Consider the following 22,453-nt stretch of genomic DNA (forward strand, 5'->3'; position numbering starts at 1 on the left):
GCTGCGCCCGCGGCCCCCCAAGCCGCTTCGGCGGTCGGCGAGGCGGCCCAGCAGGCCGCCGGCGCGCTCCAGCAATCGGCCGATGCGCTGCACAGCGCCGCCGCCGCGCTGCCCGTCGCCCCGGTCCCCGTCGCCACCCCCGACATGGGATTCCTGCACTTCGTCGCGCAGAGCGACTTCGTGGGCAAGAGCCTGTTCGTCATCCTGATCCTGATGTCGCTGGTCACCTGGTACCTGATCCTGGTCAAGGCCGCCAGCAACGTCAGCATGCGCAAGCGCGCCCAGGATTTCCTGAACAAGTTCTGGAACGCCAGCTCGCTCGAACAGGTCGAAAACGAAATCGTGACGCACGGCGCGCGCGACCCGTTCTCGCACCTGGCCAGCCACGCCATGCACGCCCAGGCGCACCACAACAAGTTCGGCGCGACCAAGCTGGAAGAATCCGGCAGCAACTCCGACTTCGTCACGCGCACCATGCGCAAGGTCATCGACGAGGAAACCGCGAAGCTGGAAAACGGCCTCACCGTGCTGGCCTCGGTGGGCTCGACGGCGCCTTTCGTGGGGCTGTTCGGCACGGTCTGGGGCGTGTACCACGCGCTGGTCGGCATCGGCCTGTCCGACGGCGTGACCATCAACCGCATCGCCGGCCCCGTGGGCGAAGCGCTGATCATGACGGGCCTGGGCCTGGCCGTTGCCATTCCCGCGGTGCTGGCGTACAACACTTTCGTGCGCAACAATCGCGTGTTCCTGTCGCGCCTGGACGCCTTCGCGCATGACCTGTTCGCCTTCCTGACCACCGGCCAGCAAGTCGAACTGTCCGACGGCAAGGTGCGCGCCCTGCGCCGCCAGCACGGCAACGGCGCGGCGGCTCAACGCGGGAGCGAATAATGGCCTTTGGCAGCTTCGAGGGAAAGGGATCCGGGAGCCATACGGTTTCCGAGATCAACATGGTGCCCCTGATCGACGTCATGCTGGTGCTGCTGGTGATCTTCATCATCACCGCGCCGCTGCTGGCGCACTCGATCAAGATCAACATGCCCCAGGTGGCCGCCGAGCAGATCGAGGAAGAACCCAAGACAATCGACCTGGCCATCGACGCCAGCGGCGCGCTGTTCTGGGATGAAAAACCGGTCAATATCGACGACCTGCCCAACCGCTTCAAATCGGTCGCCGGCACCAAGCCGCAGCCCGAGATCCGCATCCGCGCCGACCAGAACACCCGTTACGAAACGCTGGCCAAGGTCATGGCTTCGGCGCGCCGCTCGGGCATGACGCGCATCGGGTTCGTCACCACCCCGCCTTCGGGCGGCGCGCCCGCGGGCGAGGCGGCACCCGCCCCGGCCGGGGCCGCCCCGGCGCCGTCCGCGCACTGAACGAATTCCGGCCCGGGGCGCACTTCGCGCCCCCATCCGGCCGGGATCGCGCTAGAATCGCGGCATGCGAGTTCTGGTAATCGAAGACGACACCACCCTGGGCCATGCGCTCCAGGAATTCCTGGCCGACCAGGGTTATGCGGTCGACTGGCTGACCGAAGGCGACCGTGTCCTGGGCGCCCTGGCTGGCCAGCCGTACGACCTCATGCTGCTCGACCTCAACCTCCCGGGCATGAGCGGACTGGACGTGCTGCGCCAGTTGCGCCAGGACGGCAACCAGGTTCCCGTGCTGATCCTCACCGCCCGCGACGGCCTCGACGACCGCGTCGCCGGCCTGGATGCCGGCGCGGACGATTACGTCACCAAGCCTTTCGAACTGCCCGAGCTGGCGGCGCGGGTGCGCGCCTTCGGCCGGCGCCGCGCCGGGCAGGCGCAGCCCCTGATCGAAGTCGGCCCCCTGGTGTTCGACACCGTCGGACGCGAAGTCCGCGCCAACGGCCAGCGCCTGTCGCTGTCGGTGCGCGAACTCTCGGTGCTGGAAATGCTGATGGCCCGCGTCGGCCGGGTCGTGACCAAGCGCCAGATCGTCAACTCGCTTTCCGCATGGGACGCCGATTTCAGCGAAAACGCGGTCGAAGTCTACGTATACCGCCTGCGCAAGCGCCTGGAAGGCACGGGCGCCAGCATCCAGACGGTGCGCGGCTTTGGCTACATGCTGGATGTCGAGACGGCCTGAAGGCCTGACGGCCCGGCGGCGGCCGCAATATGCCGGCCGAGCGCATCCCATCGCCTGAGCAAGGGCATCGCGCCATGACGCAGGAACGCACTCCCAACGCCCCCCCGGCCTCGCGCCCCTTACTTCCCTCCCGTTCGCTTGCGCGGCATCTGGTCATCCGGCTGATGCCGCCGATCCTGCTGCTCGTCCTGCTGGACCTGGCGGCGACCTGGGTCATCACGCACAAGATCGACATGTCGCTCTGGATGCTGGAGGACTTCTTCTGGCTGATGGTGGTGGGGCAGGTCGCGCTGATTTCCCTGTTCACCTGGGTGGTGGTGCAGGGCGTGCGGTCGGGCCTGCGGTCCGTGAACCACTTGTCCGAGGAAATCCGGCAGCGCTCCATCGACGACATGCAGCCCCTGGAAGTGGTGGGCGTGCCGGTGGAGATCGAGCCGCTGGTGACCCACACCAATGACCTGCTGCTGCGCCTGGATGCGTCGCTGGCGGCGCAGCGGCGTTTCATCGGCCACGCGGCGCACCAGTTGCGCACCCCCTTGTCCGGCCTGCGGCTGGAATCGGAACTGATGCTGGCGCGGCCCTTGCCCGACGACGTGCGGGCGCGGGCGGAGCGCATCAAGGCGGTCAGCGACCGCATGATCCGGCTGGGCCAGCAGTTGCTGGTGCTGGCCCGGGCCGATCCCAACGCCCGCCCGCAGGACAGCTTCGTGCGCATCGACCTGTGCGAATGGGTGCGGGCGCATGGCGCCGAATGGTTTCCGCGCGTGCGCGAAGCGCGCTACGAACTCGACCTGGTGGCCCCCGACGCGCCCATCTGGATCGACGCCGATCCCCTGTTGCTGGCCGAACTGCTGGGCAATCTGATCGACAATGCCTTGCGCTACGGCAACGCCACGGGCCGCATCACGCTGATCGTGGGCGCCAATCCGCCCTCGCTGACGGTCGAGGACGACGGTCCCGGGATCCCGCCGGAAGAGCGCGACCGCGTGTTCGAGGCGTTCTACCGTTCGCCGACCGCCACCGCCGGCGGCTCGGGCCTGGGGCTGGCCATCGTCCGCGAGATCGCGCATGCGCACGGCGCCTGGTGGAAGCTCACCAGCCGCCCCGACTTTCCCGGCACACGGCTGTCCGTCGTGTTTCCCGGCCCCCGCAAAGGGGCCCAACTTACTCGCCAAGAACCCACACCATGAGCCAGGATACCGTCGGCGCCCCCTCTCCGGGCGGCGCGCACGCAGGCGGCGCGCACGCGCCATCGTCGCGGGCGGCGCTGATCCTGGGGGCGCTGGGCGTGGTGTACGGAGACATCGGCACCAGCCCGCTCTATACGCTGCGGGCTTGTCTCACGGGCCTGAGCGTGCACACCGACCTGGAGCCGCCGCACCTGCTGGGCGTGCTCTCCATCCTGTTCTGGATGCTGATGGTGGTGGTGTCGTTCAAGTACGTGACGCTGGTGCTGCGCGCCGACAACCGCGGCGAAGGCGGCACGCTGGCGCTGCTGGAACTGGCGGTGCGCGCCCGCGAAGGCAGGCTGCGCTGGGTGCTGATCGTGCTGGGCATTTTCGGCGCCGCGCTGTTCTATGGCGACAGCATGATCACGCCGGCGATTTCCGTGCTGTCGGCGCTTGAAGGGATCGGCATCGTGTCGCACCAGTTGGACGACTGGGTCGTGCCGATCGCGCTGGTGGTGCTGATCGGGCTGTTCATGATCCAGTCGCACGGCACGGGCGCGATGGGCAAGCTGTTCGGCCCGGTGATGCTGCTGTGGTTCGGCACGCTGGCCGCGCTGGGCGGCTGGCAGATCTGGCAGACGCCCGAGGTGCTGGCGGCGCTGAATCCCATGTGGGGACTGCGTTTCGTCGTCGACTTTCCCTGGATCAGCTTCGTGCTGCTGGGTGCGGTGGTGCTGGCGCTGACGGGCGCCGAGGCGCTGTACGCCGACATGGGCCATTTCGGCCGCCCCGCGATCCGCAGGGCCTGGTTCAGCATGGTGCTGCCGGCGCTGACGCTGTGCTATTTCGGCCAGGGCGCGCTCCTGCTGCGCGACCCCGCCGCCATCCGCAACCCGTTCTTCATGATGGCTCCCGATTGGGGGCTGGCGCCGTTGGTGGCCCTGGCCACGATCGCGACCATCGTGGCGTCGCAGGCGGTGATTTCCGGCGCGTATTCGGTGACGCGCCAGGCGGTGCAACTGGGCTTCTGGCCGCGCATGCAGATCCTGCATACGTCGGCGATCGAGAAGGGGCAGATCTATTTGCCGCAGGTCAACGCGCTCTTGCTGTGCGCGGTGCTGGTCCTGGTGCTGCTGTTCCGCAATTCCGACAACCTGGCCGCCGCCTACGGCTTCGCGGTGACCGGCACCATGCTGACGACGTCGGTGCTCGCCTTCGCGGTGCTGCCGCGAGGCAGCACGGGCGTGAAGCGGATGATGTGGTTCCTGGCGCTGGGCCTGCTGCTGATGTTCGACGTGCTGCTGTTCTCGGCCAACGTCTTCAAGATCCACGAAGGCGGCTGGCTGCCGCTGCTGGTGGCGATCGTGGTGTTCACGCTGATGATGACGTGGCGCCGCGGCCGCCGGCTGCTGTCCGAGATGCAGCAGCGGGACCGGCAGCCGCTCAAGGAGTTCATGGCGCAGTTGGAGGAATACCCGCCGTCGCGGGTGCCCGGCACCGCCATTTTCATGACGATGAACTCAGGCAACGTGCCGCCCGCGCTGCTGCACAACCTGAAGCACAACAAGGTGCTGCACGATCACGTGCTGTTCCTGACCATCCTGGTGGCGGACGTGCCGTACGTGTCGCCGGAAGAGCGTTTGAGCGTGCAGAAGATCAGCGCTTCCAGTTGGCAGGCCACGATCACCTATGGCTTCAAGGAGGACCCCGACGTGCCGGAAGGGCTGCGCCTGGTGGCCGAGGCCTATCCGGAAATCGACCTGGAGCCGATGCGCACGTCGTACTTCCTGTCGCGCCAGACCGTGGTGGCGGCGAAGAAGCCGGCGTTGTGGCGCTGGCGCCGCGCGGTGTTTTCCTTCATGGCGCGCAACTCCACCCGCAGCACCAAGTTCTTCAAGATCCCGGCGAACCGGGTCGTCGAGATGGGGATGCAGGTCGAGTTGTAGGATGGGTGGAGCGCGAGAGTTCTTAAGCCAGAACACCGCCTTCCAGCGCGCGAAACCCATGCTGTTGTGAGCAGACGGTGGTTGATGCAGGTGTCTGACACCCCTGGAACGCCGGTGCAAGCCGAAGCCTTCTCTCCTTGGGTGTCAGACACCCCAGTTTTTCACGGCAGCATGGGTTGCGCGCGTTGGAGCGCGGCATTTTTTTGCGGAGGATCTCGCGCTCCACCCATCCTACGTTCCGCGAGATGGCTTTATCTTGGAACAGCCAAAAAAAACCCTCCGCAGCTTGCCGCTGCGGAGGGTTTCTTTCGAAGAAGCGATTACTTCTTCTTGGTGTCCTTCAATTGGGGCAGCGAAGTGCCCGAAGAGGCCAGCAGGCCCGTCTTCACGTAGGTGAACAGCTTTTCGCGCGTGTCGACGATGTCGAGGTTGCGCATGGTCAACTGGCCGATGCGGTCCGCCGGGGTGAAGGGGGCGTTCTCCACCTTCTCCATGGACAGGCGCTCGGGCGCGTAGGTGAGGTTGGGCGATTCCGTGTTCAGCAGCGAATAGTCGTTGCCGCGGCGCAGTTCGAGGGTGACTTCGCCGGTGATGGCGCGCGCCACCCAGCGCTGGGCGGTTTCGCGCAGCATGATGGCTTGCGGGTCGAACCAGCGGCCCTGGTACAGCAGGCGGCCCAGCTTGCGGCCGCTTTCGCGGTACTGCTCGATCGTGTCTTCGTTGTGGATGCCGGTGACCAGGCGTTCGTAGGCGATGAACAGCAGGGCCAGGCCCGGGGCTTCGTAGATGCCGCGGCTCTTGGCTTCGATGATGCGGTTTTCGATCTGGTCGCTCATGCCCAGGCCGTGGCGGCCGCCGATGCGGTTGGCTTCCAGCAGCAGCTCGACGGGGTCGCTGTATTCCACGCCGTTCAGGGCGACCGGCTGGCCTTCCTCGAAGCGGACCGTGACTTCCTCGGCCTTGACGGCCACGTCGTCGCGCCAGAAGGCCACGCCCATGATGGGCTTGACGATCCGGATACCGGAGTTCAGTTGCTCCAGGTCCTTGGCTTCGTGGGTGGCGCCCAGCAGGTTGGAGTCGGTGGAGTAGGCTTTTTCGGCCGACATTTTGTAGTCGAAGCCGGCCTGGCGCATGTATTCGGACATTTCCGAACGGCCGCCCAGTTCGTCGATGAAGCGCTGGTCCAGCCAGGGCTTGTAGATCTTCAGGTCCGGATTGGTCAGCAGGCCGTAGCGGTAGAAGCGCTCGATGTCGTTGCCCTTGAAGGTGCTGCCGTCGCCCCAGATGTTGACGTCGTCTTCCTTCATGGCGGCCACCAGCATCGTGCCGGTGACGGCGCGGCCGATGGGGGTGGTGTTGAAGTAGGTGATGCCGGCGGTCGAGATGTGGAACGCGCCCGCTTGCAGGGCGGCGATGCCTTCGGCGACCAGTTGCGCGCGGCAGTCGATCAGGCGGGCCTTTTCGGCGCCGTAGGCCAGGGCCTTGCGGGGAATCTCATCGTAGTCGGACTCGTCGGGCTGGCCCAGGTTCGCCGTGTAGGCGTAGGGGATGACGCCGTTGTTGCGCATCCACAGGAGAGCCGCGCTGGTGTCGAGGCCGCCGGAAAAGGCGATGCCGACCTTCTGGCCGGTGGGAAGGTTCGGGAGGATAGTGGTCATTGTTTGAAATGAGACGCCAACAGGACTTTGACAGCAGACTTTGACTGCAGCTAGCCGCCAAACAAGAAAAATTTGACTCTATTTTAACTCTTTTGACTGGCGCGGGCCGCGCAGGGGGCGAGGCGGCCCGCGGCGCCGGGGCATCCGTCCCCGGCAAGGCTTGCCCCGGGGAGAGCCGGGCGAACCTGTCCATTTTGTCAGGATGCGGACAGCGTGGAGTCCCGGAGGCTTTTCTACAGTGGGGCCATATCGACTGTAGGCCGGGCAGCCGGCGCCGCAAATGAACACAAGGAACCGCAACGGGCCGCGCTGGGCGGCGGCAGGGCTGGCGGCCGCAATGATGCTGGCCGGCTGCGCCGCGGGGCCCGACTACTCCCGTCCGGCAATGGACCTGCCCGGCGCCTACAAGGAGGCCGGCCCCTGGAAAACGGCCCGGCCGGGCGCGATCGACAGCAATCTGCGATGGTGGGAGGTGTATGGGGATCCCGCGTTGAACCGGCTGGTCGAGGCGGCCAACGCGGCCAATCAGACCATCCAGCAGGCCCAGGCGCAGTACCGGCAGGCGCGCGCCGTAGCGGACGCCGCGCGCGCCGGGTTCTGGCCCACCGTGGGCGCCAGTGTGTCGGCGGGGCGGGCGCGGAGCAATGCCGGCGGCGTGATGGCGGTATCCGGCAGCTACGCCGCGGCGATCGATGCCTCATGGGAACCCGACCTGTGGGGCGGGGTGCGGCGCCAGGTGGAGGCCAGCGATGCGTCGGCCCAGGCCAGCGAAGCCAGCCTGGCCGCGGCGCGCCTCAGTATCCAGGCGGCCGTGGCCCAGGACTACCTGCAATTGCGGGCCGTGGACCGCGAGAAGGATCTGTACGCCCGGACCCTGGACGCCTATGCGCGCACGCTCAAGCTGACTCGCAGCCAGTACGACGCCGGGGTGGCGCTGCGCTCGGACGTGGCGCAGGCCGAGGCGCAACTGAAGACCGCGCAAGCCCAGTCGATCGACCTGGAAGCGGCCCGCAGCCAGTTGGAACACGCGATCGCGATCCTGACGGGGCGGGCGCCGGCGCAGTTCAGCCTGCCGCCGCTGCCGGCCGGCCAGCCCTGGATGTTCCAGGTGCCGCCCACACCCACCGGCCTGCCGTCGGACTTGCTGGAACGCCGGCCCGACATCGCCGCGGCCGAGCGGAACGTGGCGTCGGCCAATGCGGGTATCGGGGTGGCGCGCGCCGCGTATTTCCCGGCATTGGTGCTGTCGGCAAGCGGAGGCTTCGGCGCCGCCAGTTTCGCGCAATGGTTCGACGCCCCCGGCCGCGTCTGGTCGCTGGGGGCGCTGCTGGCCGAGACGGTCTTCGACGGCGGCCTGAGGAAAGCGCGCGATGCGCAGGCCGTGGCGGCATTCGACGCCAGCGCGGCCCAATACAAGCAGACGGTGCTGGGCGCCTTCCAGGAGGTGGAGGACAACCTGTCCACGCTGCGGGTCCTGGACGACGAGGCGCGCGCGCAGGACGAGGCGGTGGCCGCGTCGCGGCTGAGCGAGCAATTGGCGCTGGCGCAATACCGCGCCGGCACCACCACGTTCCTGACCGTGGCCGTGGCGCAGGCGCTGACCCTGTCCAACGAGCGCACCGCGGTCCAGTTGCGGGGCCGGCAACTGGTGGCCAGCGTGGCGCTGGTGAAAGCGGTGGGCGGCGGCTGGAGCGCCGACGCCCTGGCGGCCCCGGATGCGCAGGCGCTTGCCGCGGCGGGCCAGCCGCCGGCCGCGAACCCATCCATCAACAAGAACGAGTGAGTCCATGGACAAGGCGGTGACTTCCCTTGATCGGCATCCGGTATTGCGGACCGGCGCCGTGGCGCTGGCGGTTGCGGCGTGCGCGCTGGCGGCCTGGCTGTTTCTGCGCGGCGGCGCCGCGCCGCCCGCCGCTTCCGAATCCGCGGTGCCGGTGGCGACCGCGCTGGCGCGGCGGCAGGACGTGGCGCGCTACCTGACCGGCGTGGGCACGGTGACGGCGGCGGCCAGCGTGACCGTCAAGGCGCGCGTGGACGGCCAACTGGACAGCGTGGGGTTCGTCGAAGGGCAGGACGTCAAGGCCGGGCAGGTGCTGGCCAACATCGACCCGCGCGCCCTGCAGGCGCAACTGGCCCAGGCTCAGGCGCAGCGGGCGAAGGACCAGGCGACGCTGTTGAACGCCCGCCTCGACCTGCAACGCTATACCCGCCTGCAGCGCGAGGACGCGGCCACGCAGCAGACCCTGGATGCGCAGCGCGCGCTGGTGGCGCAACTGGAGGCCGCGACGCAGACCGACGACGCGCAGATCAGCTATGCCAAGGTGCAGTTGGACTACACGCGCATCGTGGCGCCCATCGCGGGCCGGGTGGGCGCGCGGCTGGTGGATCCGGGCAACATCGTGCAGGCGGCCGATGCGAACGGCCTGGTCGTGATCAACCAGATCGATCCGATCACCGTGCTGTTCTCGCTGCCCGAAGAGGCGGTGCCGGCGATCAACGCCGCGATGGACCGGGGCCGGCCGCTGCCGGTCGTGGCGTATGCGCGCGACAGCAATGAGCCGCTGGAGACGGGAACGCTGGTGCTGTTGAACAACCAGATCGACACCGCCACCGGCACGGTGCAGCTCAAGGGCCGTTTCGACAATCCCCGGCACCGGCTGTGGCCCGGCCTGTACGTCAACGCCCGCCTGGTGCTGGATGAGCGCGAAAGCGCGCTGACCGTGCCGGCCGCCGCCGTGCAGCGCAGCCAGACGGGCACCTACGTGTACACCGTGGACGGCAACGGCGTGGCGCGGCCATCGCCGGTGAAGGTCGAGCGGATGCAGGACGGCCTGGCGGTCATCCAGGAAGGGCTGGCCGACGGGCAGCGCATCGTGGTGGACGGGCAGTACAAGCTGAAGCCGGGCAGCAAGGTGCGCGAGCTGGCCGCGGCGGGGAAGACGCAATGAGCATCTCGGCCAATTTCATCAAGCGCCCGATCGGCACGTCGCTGCTGGCGCTGGCGATCCTGCTGGTGGGGATCGCGGCATGGCCGCTGCTGCCCGTGGCGCCGCTGCCCCAGGTGGATTTCCCCACGATCCAGGTGCAGGCGAACCTGCCGGGCGGCAGCCCCGAGACGATGGCGTCCAATGTGGCGCAGCCGCTGGAACGGCAGTTTTCGCTGATCGCCGGCCTGTCCCAGATGACGTCCGTCAGCGCGATCGGCAATACGCAGATCACGTTGCAGTTCGACCTGAACCGCAGCATCGAGTCGGCGGCCGTGGACGTGCAGGCGGCGATCAACGCCGCCACCGGGCAGTTGCCGGCGAACCTGCCGAATCCGCCCACGTTCCGCAAGGTCAACCCGGCCGACGCGCCCATCATGGTGATGGCGGTGCAGTCCGATACGCTGCCACTGATCCAGGTGAACGACTACGCCGACAACATCCTGGCGCAGCAGATCTCGCAGATTTCCGGGGTGGGGCTGGTGAACATCGGCGGCCAGCAGAAGCCCGCGGTGCGGATCCAGGTGGATCCGGGCAAGCTGTCGGCGCTGGGCCTGAGCCTGGAGGACATCCGGGGCGTGATCGCGACCACCACGGTCAACCAGCCCAAGGGCACCATCGACGGCGCGCGCCAGAGCTTCACGACCTATACCAACGACCAACTGCTGTCGGCCGCGCAGTGGAACGACATGGTGCTGGCCTACCGCAACGGCGCGCCGATCCGGGTGCGCGACGTGGGCGTGGCGGTGGACGGGCCCGAGAACACCAAGCTGGCGGGCTGGGCCTACGCGGGCAAGGCTTCGCCGCCCGACAATACGATCACCAACGGCCGTTCGATCGTGCTGCAGATCAGCAAGCAGCCGGGCGCCAACGTGATCGAAACCGTGGACCGGATCCGCGCGGCGCTGCCCCGGCTGGAGGCCTCGATCCCGCCGTCGGTGCACGTCAACACCATCATCGACCGCACCCAGACGATCCGCGCATCGGTCACGGACGTGGAGTTCACGCTGACGCTGACCATCATCCTGGTGGTGCTGGTGATCTTCCTGTTCCTGCGCAACGTGGCGGCCACGCTGATTCCGTGCGTGACGGTGCCGCTGGCGCTGATGGGCACGGCCGCCGTGATGTACGTGGTGGGCTTCAGCCTGGACAACCTGTCGCTGATGGCGCTCACGATCGCGGTGGGTTTCGTGGTGGACGACGCCATCGTGATGTTGGAAAACGTGTACCGCCACGTGGAGGCCGGGATGCCGCCGATGGAGGCCGCGTACAAGGGCGCCGGCGAAATCGGCTTTACCATCGTGTCGATCTCGGTCTCGCTGATCGCCGTGTTCATTCCGCTGCTGCTGATGGGCGGCATCGTCGGCCGCCTGTTCCGCGAGTTCGCCGTGACGGTGACCCTGGCCATTGTGGTATCGGTGCTGGTGTCGCTGACGCTGACGCCGATGCTGTGTTCGCGCTATCTGAAAGACCATCACGGCGACCGGCACGGCCGGCTGTACCAGCTTTTCGAGCGCGGCTTCGACGCCATGCTGCGCGGCTATGAGCGCGGGCTGAGGCTGGTCTTGCGGCATCAGTTCGCCACGCTGTGCGTGTTCCTGGCGACGGTCGCCTGCACCGCGGCGCTGTTCGTGGTGATCCCGAAAGGTTTCTTCCCGCAGCAGGACACCGGCTTCATCTTCGGCTTTGCGGAGTCGGCGCAGGATTCGTCGTTCGCGCTGATGAACCAGCGCATGATCCGCATGGCCGAGGTGATCCGGCAGGATCCGGACATCGCCAGCTTCGGGTTCAACGGCAGCCAGAGCACCTACAACACCGGCAACTTCTACATCGGCCTGAAGCCCAAGGATGAAGGGCGCACGGCGTCGGCCGACGAAGTGATCGCCCGGCTGCGCCCGCGGCTGGCCGAGCTGGAGGGCGTGACGCTGTTCATGCAGGCGGGGCAGGACATCAACGTGGGCGGACGGCTGTCGCGCACCCAGTACCAGTACACGCTGACGGACGCCAACCTGGACGAACTGAACGTCTGGGCGCCCAAGCTGCTGGCGACGTTCCGCGGTTTGCTGCAGTTGGCCGACGTGGCGTCCGACCAGCAGAACGCGGCGGCCACTGCGTCGTTGACCATCGACCGCGCGCGGGCTTCGTCGTTCGGCATATCGCCCGCGCTGATCGACGCGACGATCTACGACGCGATCGGCCAGCGCCAGGTGGCGCAGTACTTTACGCAGATCAACAGCTACCACGTCATCCTGGAGGTGACGCCGGCGCTGCAGCAGGACCCCGGCCTGTTTTCCAAGCTGTACCTGACCTCGCCGCTGACCGGGCAGCAAGTGCCCTTGTCCACCTTCGTGAAGCTGGACACGGACAAGACGGCCTATCTGTCGATCAGCCACCAGGGCCAGTTCCCGGCGGTGACGATTTCGTTCAACCTGGCGCCGGGGGCGTCGCTGGGCGAGGCGGTGCAGGCGATCCAGCAGGCGCAGAGCGGCATGGGCGCGCCCGCCAGCCTGACGGGCGCGTTCCAGGGCACGGCCAAGGCCTTCGGCGATTCGCTGTCGACCCAGCCCTACCTGATCGCGGCGGCGCTGATCGCCGTGTACATCGTGCTGGGCCTGCTGTACGAAAGCTACATCCATCCGCTGACGATTCTGTCCACGCTGCCGTCCGCGGGCGTCGGGGCGCTGCTGATCCTGATGCTGGGAGGCTACGACCTGAGCGTGATCGCGCTGATCGGCATCATCCTGCTGATCGGCATCGTCAAGAAGAACGGCATCATGATGATCGACTTCGCGCTGACCGCGGAACGGGAGCACGGCATGGCGCCGGCCGAGGCGATCTACCAGGCTTGCGTGCTGCGCTTCCGGCCCATCATGATGACGACCATGTGCGCGCTGCTCAGCGGCTTGCCGTTGATGCTGAGCCATGGCCAGGGATCGGAGCTGCGCCGACCGCTGGGCTACGCGATGGTGGGCGGCCTGATCGTTTCGCAGGCGCTGACCCTTTTCACGACGCCCGTGGTCTACCTGTACCTGGACCGCGCGCATTATTGGTACCTGGAGCGCAAGGCGGCGCGGGCCGCCAGGAAGGCGGCCCGCGCCGGCGGGGAAACCCCGCAGCCGTCGCGCCGCCCGGCGGAGTTGGGTCAAAATAGGGGTCAACCGTAGGGACTTGCGGGGCGGCACATGAAAATCCTGATAGTCGAAGACGAGCTGAAGACGGCGGATTACCTGCGCAAGGGCCTGGGAGAGCAGGGGTGCGCGGTCGACGTCGCGCACAACGGCATCGACGGCCAGCACCTGGCCCTGGAGCACGACTACGACGTGATCGTGCTGGACGCCATGCTGCCGGGCATGGACGGCTTTGCCGTGCTGCGTTCGCTGCGCACCGTGCGGCAGACGCCCGTCATCATGCTGACCGCCCGCGACGGCGTGGAAGACCGCATCCGCGGCCTGCACGACGGGGCGGACGATTACCTGGTCAAGCCCTTCTCCTTTCTGGAACTGCTGGCGCGCCTGCAGGCGCTGACCCGCCGCGGCCGCGCTCAGGAACCCGTGCAACTGCGCATCGCGGATCTACAGATCGACCTGATCAGCCGCAAGGCCTGGCGGGCGGGCACGCGACTGGACCTGACCGCCAAGGAATTCGCGCTGCTGGCCGTGCTGGCCCGGCGCCAGGGCGAGATCCTGTCCAAGACGGCGATCGCCGAACTGGTCTGGGACATGAATTTCGACAGCAACGTCAATGTGGTGGAAGTCGCCATCAAGCGGCTGCGGGGCAAGGTCGACGCGCCGTTCGGCCGGCGCCTGCTGCACACGATCCGCGGCATGGGCTATGTGCTGGAGCTTCGCGACGACGGGGCCGCGGAATGAGGGGCGCGCGGTGAGAACCCCGTTGAAGTTCTCTTTGAAGGCCCGGCTGGTGGTCTTGTACGCGGTGGCGGCGGCGGTGACTTTCGCGCTGACCGGCATGGCGCTGTACGGGGTGCTGGACCGCCAGCTCGACCGCATCCAGCAGGACGCGCTGCGCACCACTGTGCAGGAAGTCAGCTATTCCCTGACCCGCAGCAACGACCCCGAGCGCTGGGGCCGGTTCAAGACCAAGCTGGACACCCTGACGCCGGTCGACGGCAGCCTGCGCTTCTGGGTGCTGTCGGACGATCCCGCCTACGAGTACGGCAAGGGGCTGGCCGACATCAGCAGCCTGGAACGCCATCCCGACGGCATGGGCAAGATCATGTTGCCGGACCGCGAGGACGCGTTGCGCACCCTTACCGTCACGGTCGATCCCAGCCAGGCCCGGCCCCAGGTGCGGCTGATCGTCGGCATGGACTCGGCGCCCTATGCGCATACGTTGCGCTACTTCCTCTGGGCGATGGCGGGCTTGTCGCTGACGGCCATCCTGCTGGTGGCGCTATTGGGGTTCTGGGTGACGCGTCTGGGGCTGCGGCCGCTGAACCGTCTGTCGGCCGAGGCGAGCGCCTTGCGGCCCAGCGCCTTGTCGCAGCGCCTGAGCATGGCCGAGCTGCCGGTGGAGCTGGAAGACCTGGCCACGTCGTTCAACGGGGCGCTGGCCCGCCTGGAGGGCGCCTACAACCAACTGGAAGCCTTCAACGCCGACGTGGCGCACGAGCTGCGCACGCCGGTGACGAACCTGATCGGCCAGACCCAGGTGGCCTTGTCCCGCCGCCGCAGTTCGGACGACCTGCAAGAGGTGCTGCAATCCAACCTGGAGGAACTGGACCGTCTGCGGGCCATGATCAACGACATGCTGTTCCTGGCGCGCGCCGATCAGGGCGAGGCCGCCACGGGGCGGATCCACGCGGTGCTGGCGGATGAAGTGAACAAGACGGCCGAATTCTTCGAATTCCTGCTGGACGAGTCCGGCATGCGCGTGCGCATCGACGGCGACCGCGAGGCCAGCGCGCTGATCGACACCGCCTTGTTCCGGCGCGCGGTCACCAATCTGCTGCAGAACGCGATCCAGTATTCCGCCGCGGGGGCGGAGATCGCGGTCGGCATCCAGCGGCGCGGCGAGATGCTGGAGGTGGCCGTCAGCAACGCCGGGCCGCCGATCGCGCCGGAACACCTGCCGCACCTGTTTCAGCGCTTTTACCGCGTGGACGCGGCGCGCCGCGGCGACGGGGCGGAGCACAGCCACGGCCTGGGGCTGGCCATCGTGAAGGCCGTGGCCGCCATGCATGGCGGCATGGTATCGGCCAGCAGCGAAGGCGGGATTACGCGCGTCGCGTTCAGCGTGGACGCGCGGCCGCCGCGCCACGCGGGGCAGCCCTAGCGTCCGGTCCCGCAGGTACGTCCGCATGAACCCTCCCGGCGAGGCCAGGGCGGCAGGACACTAGGCGGCCGGCGCGAACAGCTCGGCCAGTTTCAATCGGCGGATCAGCAGGCCGGTGGCCGCGGCCAGGCGCGTGGCCGGCCGGTGGCGGGCGCTCGCCAGCACCAGGTTGTTGGTGATCTTGGGCGAAACGATGTCGCAGAGCGACAGCGCGTGTTCGGCGGCGGGGCCCCGGGCGGCGGAGCGCGGCAGGATGGCATAGGCATCGCCCTGGGCCGCCAGTTCCACGATGGTCTGCACGGCGTCCACTTCGGCCGCCACCTTCAGGCGCACGCCCTGGGCGCGGCAGACGCTTTCCACCAGGGTGCGGATGGCGTTGGGCAGGCTGGGCAGCACCAGCGGATAGTCGCCCAGCCGCGCCACGGCGACGCGGGCCGGCAGCGGCGGTTCGTGGCCGGGAGCCGCCGCCAGCACCAGGTCTTCCCGGAACAGCGATTCATAGGCCAATTGCGGCGATGGGGCTGGATCGTAAAGCAGCGCCAGGTCCACCCGGCCGGCCAGCAGCCATTCGCGCACCTGGGCGCTCAGGCCTTCCGCCACGGCAATGGAGGCTTCCGGGAAGCCGCGGCGGAACGCCTGGACGAGCGGTGGGGTCAGGACCCGCGCGATACGGGGCGGCAGCCCGACCACGACCTTGCCGGTGGGGGTTTCGCGCAGGCTTTGGAGGTCTTCCTTGGCGCGCTCGGCCAGGGTCAGCAGGGCGCGGGCGTGTTCCAGGAAGCGCAGGCCGGCTTCCGTGGGCTCGGCGCCGCGGCCGTTGCGGTAGAGCAGATGCTGGCCCAGTTCCAGTTCCAGCAGGCGGACGTGCCGGCTGAGCGTGGGTTGCGCCACGTCGAGCATTTCGGCAGCGCGCGAAAAACTGCGCCGTTCGGCGACCCTGACGAAGTACTCGATCTGCTTGAGGTCCATTGGATATTTGATTTTTCTATATCTGAAATCAAAGATATAGCATTGTTAGGCAGCCCGCAATCCGGGACGATGTCGCTTTCACCGCTGGAAGCCGTCTGTGCCCGATTGCCGTCCCCCGCTTGCGTCCGTGTCCCGCCCCCGCCATGCGCTCCCGCCCGGCGCTTGCGATGCCCATTGCCACGTCTTCGGGCCGGGCGACGTATTCGCGTACGCCGAGGGCCGTTCGTATACGCCGCCCGACGCGCCCTATGCAAAGCTGGCGGAGCTGCACGCGCGCCTGGGCGTGTCGCGGGCGGTGGTGGTGCAGGCCAACTGCCATGGCTCGGACCACGGCGCCCTGCTGGATGCGCTGGCCCGCGGCGGCGGCCGCTATCGCGGCGTGGCGCTGCTGGGCGCGGAGGCCACGGCGGCTGGCATTAAGCAGCTCCATGCGGGCGGCGTGCGCGCCGCGCGCTTCAATTTCGTGCCGCATCTGGGCGGCGCGCCCGATCCCGCGGTGTTCGACCGTGTCGTTTCCCTGATCGCGCCGCTGGGCTGGCACCTGTGCCTGCATGTGGACGGCGCGATGCTGCCCGGCCTGCTGCCGCGGCTGCGGGCGCTGCCGGTGCCGTTCGTGGTGGATCACATGGGCCGGCTGAAGGCGGCCGACGGCCTGGAGTCGCCGGCGATGCGCGCCTTGCTGGGCCTGGCCGGCGTGCCGCAGGCCTGGGTCAAGGTCTCGGGCATCGACCGCATCGCGTCCGGCCGGCGCCCGTTCGCCGAGGGCATCCCCTTCGTCCGCGCGCTGGCCGAGGCGATGCCGGACCGGACCTTGTGGGGCACCGACTGGCCGCACCCGAACGTGGCGGGCGATATGCCCGATGACGGCGAATTGGTGGACACGTTCTTTGAAGCGTGTCCGGACGCCGGGCTGCGCCAGCGCGTGCTGGTGGACAACCCGGCGCGGCTGTACGGGTTCGCCTAGGGCGGCCCCGGCGAAAAGAACATTCCATTCAACGAGGAGACATCATGTTCAAGAAAATTCTCTCGGCCGCCGTGCTGAGTCTGGCCGCGCTGGGCGCGGCGCGCGCCGACGGCCCCGTCCGCCTGATCATCGCGTTCCCGCCCGGCGGTCCGGTGGACCTGGTGGGGCGCGTGCTGGCCGAGCAACTGGGCAAGGAGCTCAAGCAGCAGGTCATCGTCGAGAACAAGGCCGGCGCCAACGGCAACATCGCCGCCGCCTACGTGGCCAAGGCGCCGGGCGACGGTTCGGTGCTGTTCCTGACCAGCGTCGGCGCGGTGGCGATCAGCCCGGCGCTGTACAAGGACCTGCCGTACGATCCGGTGCGCGATTTCGCGCCGGTGTCCAAGGTCGTGAACAACGCCACGGTGTTCGTGGTGAACCCCTCCAATCCGGCGGCGGACGCGGCCGATTTCGTCAAGAAGTCGCAGGCGGCCACGCAGTCGGTGGCGATCGGCTCGTCGGGCATCGGCAGCATTCCGCACCTGACGCTGGAAATGTTCGCCGACGCCAGCAAGGCCAATGTGCTGCACGTGCCGTACAAGGGCGCCGCGCCCGTCATCAACGACGTGATGGGCAACCAGGTGGCGGGTTTCTTCGGCGACGTGCCGGGCCTGATCGGCCACATCCAGGGCGGCAAGCTGAAGCCCCTGGGGATCGCCGCGCCGACGCGCCATCCGCTGCTGCCGGAGGTCAAGACGCTGGCCGAGCAGGGCATCGCGGGGGTGGAATCCAACAACTGGTACGGCATCGTGGCTCCCGCCGCGACGCCGCCGGCCACCATCGACAAGCTGAACCAGGCCGTCCGCGCCGCATTGGGCGACGAATCCGTGCGGGCCAGGCTGGAGAAGTTCGGCGCGCAGGCCGCTCCCGGTTCGCCGCAGGAACTGGCCGCCTTGATCGCGTCGGATCGCGAGAAGTGGACCGCGCTGATCCAGCGCAAGAACATCCGTCCGGAGTAATCATGAGCGCAAGCCGAGTCTCGCCCGTCGTGCCGGGCACCCGCCCGGGGCTGGCCGCGCTGGAGGCGCGCATCGGCGCCGCGCGCGGCCGGATCTCGCCGCTGTACCAGGTGCTGTTGAACAGCCCCGCCGTGGTGGAAGGCTGGGAAGCCATGCTGACCGCCATCCGCCAGAAGACCTCGCTGGCGCCGCGCCTGCGCGAGCTGATCATCCTGCGCGTGGCGACGTTGAACAACGCGCCCTATGAGTTCGAGGCGCACGTGCCGCACGCGCTGGCCGGCGGCATGCCGCAGGCGGTGATCGACGCGCTGCGCGGCAACCCCGCGCCGGAGACGGTAGAAGGGTTGGCGCCGGGAGAGGCCGAGGTGCTGGCGCTGACCGACGCGATGACGCGCGATATCGAGGTGCCGGACGCGGTGTTCGCGCCCTTGCGCGCCCGCTACGACGACGCGCAACTGGTGGAATTGACGGCGACGGTAGGGGCGTACAACATGGTGTCGCGCTTCCTGGTGGCGTTGCGCGTCGGCCATTGAAAGGAGAAGACTGTGCAGGAAACGGTATTGCTGGTGTCGCTGGGCGAACGATTCGATGAAGCGCGCGCGGCGGATATGGCCCGGCGCTTGACCGAAGGGCTGGCGGGCGTCGCGGTCAGCGCGTTCGCGGCGGTGGAAGACGAGGACACCTACGTGTACCTGCGTGGCGCGCCGGAGGCGTTGCCCGAGATCCAGGCGCGCCTGGCGGAGAGCTTTCCCGGCGCGCGGGCGCGTGTGCTGCACAAGACGCTGGACCTGCCGGGCGCGTCGGCCGGGCAGGATGCGCCCTGGCACTACATCGTTGAAACCGATGTGCTGCCCGAGGCCGAGGCGGACCTGAACGCCTGGTACGACCAGGAGCATCTGCCTGGCCTGGCCTCGGTGCCGGGCACGGTGCGCGCCTTGCGCTACGAATGCCGCGACGAAGCGCCGCGCTATCTGGCCTGCTACGACCTGCACACCCGCGAAACCTTCGGCAGCCCCGCCTGGCTGGCCGTGCGCGCAACCGACTGGAGCAGCCGGGTGCGGCCGTCGTTCCGCAACACCCGCCGCACCATGTTCCGAAGAGTTTTGTAGGATGGGTGGAGCGCGGCAGTTCCTAGGCAAGAACCCAGGTGCTCAACGCGCGAAACCCATGCGGCCGTGGGCAGACTGTGTGCCCGGCATCGGCCGAAAAAAACAGTCTGCCCACGGCCGCATGGGTTTCGCGCGCTGGAGGGCGGTGTTCTAGCTTAAGAACTCTCGCGCTCCACCCATCCTACGCCTGTCCCAGCAGCAGGAATTCCATCAGGGCCTTCTGCACGTGCAGGCGGTTCTCCGCCTCGTCCCAGACGACGCTTTGCGGCCCGTCGATGACTTCGCCCGCGACTTCCTCGCCGCGGTGGGCGGGCAGGCAGTGCATGAACACGGCTTCGGGGTCGGCGGCCGCCATCATGTCGGCGTCCACGCACCAGTCGGCGAAGGCCGCGCGGCGCTCTTCGTTCTCGGCTTCATAGCCCATGCTGGTCCACACGTCGGTGGTGACCAGGTGGGCGCCCTTGCAGGCTTCCATGGGGTCCTTGAACTGGCGCAGCACCTTGTCGGACGGCGCGCCGATGCGCGAGGCTTCCAGTTCGTAGCCGGCCGGCGTGGACACGTGCAGCGTGAACCCCAGCATCTCGGCGGCCTGCAGCCAGGTGTAGGCCATGTTGTTGGCGTCGCCCACCCAGGCCACCGTCTTGCCGGCGATGGGGCCGCGGTGCTCGATGTAGGTGAAGATGTCCGCCAGGATCTGGCAGGGGTGGAATTCGTTGGTCAGGCCGTTGATCACGGGCACGCGCGAATGCGAGGCGAAGCGCTCGATGCGGGTCTGTTCGAACGTGCGGATCATGACGATGTCGACCATGCGCGAAATCACGCGCGCGGTGTCCTCGATGGGCTCGGAGCGGCCCAGTTGCGAATCGTTGGAGGTCAGGTTGATGACCGAACCTCCCATCTGGTACATGCCGGCCTCGAACGACACGCGGGTGCGCGTGCTGGCCTTTTCGAACACCATCGCCAGCGTGCGGTCGTGCAGCGGCATGTGGGGTTCGTAGCGCTTGAACTTGTCCTTGATCAGCCGCGCGCGGTCCAGCACGTAGGCGATCTCGGCGGACGAAAAGTCCTTGAATTGCAGGAAGTGCCGCAACGGGCCGTTTTGAGTCGTGGGAGGAGTCATGGTGATGTCGCAGGTCATTGGGCCCGGCCAGGCTCGTGGCCCGGACGGGACGTTGATTATGGTTGTTCGGCCAGGAATTGTTGGATGAGGGGAACCAGGATGGCGACGATACGGTCGGCCTCGTCGCGGTTCAGGATCAGCGGCGGCAGCATGCGGATGACGCGGTCGCGCGTGACGTTGATGAGCAGCCCGGCCTCCATGGCGCGCATGGCCAGGACGCCGCAGGGGCGGGCCAGCTCGATGCCCAGCATCAGGCCGCGGCCGCGGATGTCGGCGACGCCGGGCGTGCCGGCCAATTCCCTGGCCAGCGAATCTTTCAGGTGGGCGCCCACGGCATGGGCGTTGTCCAGCAGTTTTTCGGATTCCAGCGCGTCCAGCACCGCCAGCCCGGCCGCGCACACCAGCGGACCGCCGCCGAAGGTGGTGCCGTGGCTGCCGGGCGTGAGGACGCCGGCGGCGGGGCCGGCGGCCAGCATGGCGCCGATCGGCACGCCGCCCGCCAGGCCCTTGGCCAGGGTCATCACGTCGGGCCGGATGTCCGCCCACTGGTGGGCGAACCATTTGCCGGTGCGGCCGATGCCGGACTGGACCTCGTCGATCATCAGCAGCCAGCCGCGTTCCGTGCACAGGCGGCGCAGTTCCTGCAGATAGGCGATGTCGGAGGGACGGATGCCGCCTTCGCCTTGCAGCACTTCCAGCAGCACCGCGACCGTGCGCGGTTCGGCGTCGCCCGCGGCGCGCACCGCGTCCAGTTGGTTGTAAGGAACCTGGATGAAGCCCGAGGGCAGGGGTTCGAAGCCCTTGCGCGCCTTGTCGCTGCCGGTGGCCGCCAGCGTGGCCAGGGTGCGGCCATGCCAGGACGAGTCCATGGTGATGATGTGGGCGTGCTGGTTGCCCCGCTGATAGGCGTAGTAGCGGGCCAGCTTGATCGCGGCCTCGTTGGCTTCGGAACCGCTGTTGTTGAACGCGACTTCCTGCATGCCGGACAGCTCGGTCAGGCGGGCGGCCAGCGCGGTCTGCTGCGGGACTTCATAGATGTTCGAGGTATGGATGAGCCGGGCGGCCTGCTCGCCGATGGCGGCCACCAGCTTCGGGTGGCCGTGGCCCAGGCAGGACACCCCGATCCCGGCCAGCGCGTCCAGGTACTTGCGGCCCCCGGCATCCCACAGCCAGACGCCCTGGCCGTGCGTGAACGATACCGGCAGCCGGGCATAGATATTGGCCAGAGGCGAGGTCATCGCGGATCCTCCTGGGGGATGGGCGGATCGAGCCGGGGCCGGCTCGCAACCGGGCCTTCTCGCGCACGCGCTTCCCCGGGGGGAATCGGCGTTTGAAAGAGGGCAAAGGATCAATCATATACAATTCGCGGCGCAGGGCGCATGTTTGATCACGCCGAAGATCCGGCTTTCGTGAAAGGCGCGCTGTAGTGAAGAACTCATGGCAACTCGCGTCAGACAATTCGTAATTCATGGCGTTACCGAAAGCGGTAGCCGCTTCCGCCCCAGCGACTGGGCGGAACGGCTCGCCGGCGTAATGGCACAGTTCCGGCCCGCCGGCTGTGCCGGTAACCACCTCACTTATTCGCCCTATGTGCTGCCCGTCGTGATCGACGGCGTGCGCGGGATCGTGGTCGATCAGCGTTTGCGCGACCTGGAACCGCTGGCGTACAAGTTCGTGGTGGATTTCGCCCGCGACAACAACCTCAAGACGGAAGAACGCGAAATCTAGGCCCCCAGAATCGAAAAGCGCCCAACCGGGCGCTTTTTCATTGGCAGGCCCGCGCCTGCGCGCGCGGCCAAGGTTTCCAGGCGGTGTTCCAGTGGATGGAGCACGCGCCTTTTGTCGCGTGCGTGTTTCTGCGGGGAGGGGTGTCAGACACCCGGGAAGGACGGTCCAGGTTTGACGTTCTGCCCGTAAGGGTGTCAGACACGGCGAACGCGGTGAACGCGCGCGTTCCCAGTGTCTGACACCCCTACGAAATGGCGGTACGGCTTGCAGAGGCCTTCCCGGGTGTCTGACACCCTTGTATCTTGGTCCCCGTGGTGATTAGCTATCACCACAGCGGATTCGAGCAGCTTGTTCTGACACCCAAAGCTTGGACTTTGCTCGAAAGATTAAGCCTCGAATCCGCACCT

The 22,453-nt window shown here is 67.9% G+C and carries 19 protein-coding genes and 1 tRNA gene; 16 read left to right on the top strand and 4 right to left on the bottom strand.

Translation table 11 applies throughout. The features are described 5' to 3' along the window. From AVE30378_RS30570 to AVE30378_RS30590, 5 genes are all read left to right on the top strand, one after another. Window positions 1-888, top strand: an 888-nt coding sequence (locus tag AVE30378_RS30570; RefSeq protein ID WP_208742464.1) for a MotA/TolQ/ExbB proton channel family protein, incomplete at its 5' end; no start/stop codon positions are given. Continuing rightward, window positions 888-1,373, top strand: coding sequence for an ExbD/TolR family protein (locus tag AVE30378_RS30575; protein WP_129246650.1), 486 nt, complete (start codon window positions 888-890; stop codon window positions 1,371-1,373). The genes AVE30378_RS30570 and AVE30378_RS30575, both read left to right, overlap by 1 nt. 64 nt (window positions 1,374-1,437) lie before the next feature. Next, the gene (locus AVE30378_RS30580; protein ID WP_129246652.1) at window positions 1,438-2,109 is read left to right on the top strand and encodes a response regulator transcription factor; all 672 of its coding nucleotides are present in this window, start codon (window positions 1,438-1,440) and stop codon (window positions 2,107-2,109) included. 74 nt (window positions 2,110-2,183) lie between these two features. Beyond that, window positions 2,184-3,299, top strand: coding sequence for a sensor histidine kinase (locus AVE30378_RS30585; RefSeq protein ID WP_244235186.1), 1,116 nt, complete (start codon window positions 2,184-2,186; stop codon window positions 3,297-3,299). After that, window positions 3,296-5,224, top strand: a complete 1,929-nt coding sequence (locus tag AVE30378_RS30590; RefSeq protein ID WP_129246654.1) for a potassium transporter Kup — start codon at window positions 3,296-3,298, stop codon at window positions 5,222-5,224. The genes AVE30378_RS30585 and AVE30378_RS30590 overlap by 4 nt, the downstream gene beginning before the upstream one ends. A gap of 320 nt (window positions 5,225-5,544) precedes the next feature. Here the strand turns inward: AVE30378_RS30590 and argG are convergent, their stop codons facing one another. Continuing rightward, window positions 5,545-6,882: an argininosuccinate synthase gene (gene argG / locus AVE30378_RS30595; protein WP_129246656.1), complete on the bottom strand. Its 1,338-nt coding sequence runs from the start codon at window positions 6,880-6,882 to the stop codon at window positions 5,545-5,547. Window positions 6,883-7,162: 280 nt separating this feature from the next. Here argG and AVE30378_RS30600 point away from each other — a divergent pair, with 280 nt between their 5' ends. From AVE30378_RS30600 to AVE30378_RS30620, 5 genes are read left to right on the top strand one after another with little or no spacing between them, the layout of a single operon-like run. Next, entirely contained in the window at window positions 7,163-8,665 is a 1,503-nt protein-coding gene (locus tag AVE30378_RS30600) for an efflux transporter outer membrane subunit (RefSeq protein WP_129246658.1), read from the top strand. 4 nt (window positions 8,666-8,669) lie between these two features. Then, window positions 8,670-9,830: an efflux RND transporter periplasmic adaptor subunit gene (locus tag AVE30378_RS30605; RefSeq protein ID WP_129246660.1), complete on the top strand. Its 1,161-nt coding sequence runs from the start codon at window positions 8,670-8,672 to the stop codon at window positions 9,828-9,830. Further along, a complete protein-coding gene (locus AVE30378_RS30610; RefSeq protein ID WP_129246661.1) occupies window positions 9,827-13,030 on the top strand; it encodes an efflux RND transporter permease subunit in 3,204 nt (1,067 codons plus the stop codon). Before AVE30378_RS30605 ends, AVE30378_RS30610 begins: the two co-directional genes overlap by 4 nt. An 18-nt stretch (window positions 13,031-13,048) precedes the next feature. After that, on the top strand, window positions 13,049-13,735 hold the full coding sequence (locus tag AVE30378_RS30615; RefSeq protein ID WP_129246663.1) for a heavy metal response regulator transcription factor: 687 nt from the start codon (window positions 13,049-13,051) through the stop codon (window positions 13,733-13,735). 22 nt (window positions 13,736-13,757) lie between these two features. Next, window positions 13,758-15,158, top strand: a complete 1,401-nt coding sequence (locus tag AVE30378_RS30620; protein ID WP_129246665.1) for a heavy metal sensor histidine kinase — start codon at window positions 13,758-13,760, stop codon at window positions 15,156-15,158. Window positions 15,159-15,218: 60 nt separating this feature from the next. On the opposite strand, the gene AVE30378_RS30625 is transcribed toward AVE30378_RS30620, so the two are convergent. Next, window positions 15,219-16,127, bottom strand: coding sequence for a LysR family transcriptional regulator (locus tag AVE30378_RS30625; RefSeq protein WP_129246667.1), 909 nt, complete (start codon window positions 16,125-16,127; stop codon window positions 15,219-15,221). A gap of 97 nt (window positions 16,128-16,224) precedes the next feature. Here AVE30378_RS30625 and AVE30378_RS30630 point away from each other — a divergent pair, with 97 nt between their 5' ends. Genes AVE30378_RS30630 through AVE30378_RS30645 form a run of 4 tightly spaced genes read left to right on the top strand, consistent with a single transcriptional unit; the run spans window position 16,225 to window position 19,198 of the window. After that, a complete protein-coding gene (locus AVE30378_RS30630) occupies window positions 16,225-17,091 on the top strand; it encodes an amidohydrolase family protein (RefSeq protein WP_129246669.1) in 867 nt (288 codons plus the stop codon). Window positions 17,092-17,135: 44 nt separating this feature from the next. Then, a complete protein-coding gene (locus AVE30378_RS30635) occupies window positions 17,136-18,089 on the top strand; it encodes a Bug family tripartite tricarboxylate transporter substrate binding protein (protein WP_129246671.1) in 954 nt (317 codons plus the stop codon). 2 nt (window positions 18,090-18,091) lie between these two features. Further along, the gene (locus AVE30378_RS30640) at window positions 18,092-18,622 is read left to right on the top strand and encodes a carboxymuconolactone decarboxylase family protein (protein WP_129246673.1); all 531 of its coding nucleotides are present in this window, start codon (window positions 18,092-18,094) and stop codon (window positions 18,620-18,622) included. Window positions 18,623-18,634: 12 nt separating this feature from the next. Beyond that, a complete protein-coding gene (locus tag AVE30378_RS30645; RefSeq protein ID WP_129246675.1) occupies window positions 18,635-19,198 on the top strand; it encodes a DUF4286 family protein in 564 nt (187 codons plus the stop codon). Window positions 19,199-19,379: 181 nt separating this feature from the next. Here the strand turns inward: AVE30378_RS30645 and argF are convergent, their stop codons facing one another. Together argF and AVE30378_RS32675 are read right to left on the bottom strand one after the other, a co-directional pair. Then, the gene (gene argF / locus AVE30378_RS30650) at window positions 19,380-20,318 is read right to left on the bottom strand and encodes an ornithine carbamoyltransferase (RefSeq protein ID WP_129246677.1); all 939 of its coding nucleotides are present in this window, start codon (window positions 20,316-20,318) and stop codon (window positions 19,380-19,382) included. A gap of 56 nt (window positions 20,319-20,374) precedes the next feature. Beyond that, window positions 20,375-21,061, bottom strand: a complete 687-nt coding sequence (locus AVE30378_RS32675) for an aminotransferase class III-fold pyridoxal phosphate-dependent enzyme (RefSeq protein WP_165360349.1) — start codon at window positions 21,059-21,061, stop codon at window positions 20,375-20,377. Between AVE30378_RS32675 and AVE30378_RS32680 the strand changes: the two genes are divergently transcribed. Then, window positions 21,053-21,129, top strand: a tRNA-Phe gene (locus tag AVE30378_RS32680). The genes AVE30378_RS32675 and AVE30378_RS32680 overlap by 9 nt on opposite strands. 626 nt (window positions 21,130-21,755) lie before the next feature. Further along, window positions 21,756-22,046 (top strand): DUF3579 domain-containing protein, encoded by a 291-nt coding sequence (locus AVE30378_RS30660; protein ID WP_129246681.1) that lies wholly within the window; start codon window positions 21,756-21,758, stop codon window positions 22,044-22,046. Window positions 22,047-22,453 lie beyond the last annotated feature (407 nt).

This window comes from Achromobacter veterisilvae (assembly GCF_900496975.1).
Taxonomy (GTDB): domain Bacteria; phylum Pseudomonadota; class Gammaproteobacteria; order Burkholderiales; family Burkholderiaceae_B; genus Achromobacter; species Achromobacter veterisilvae.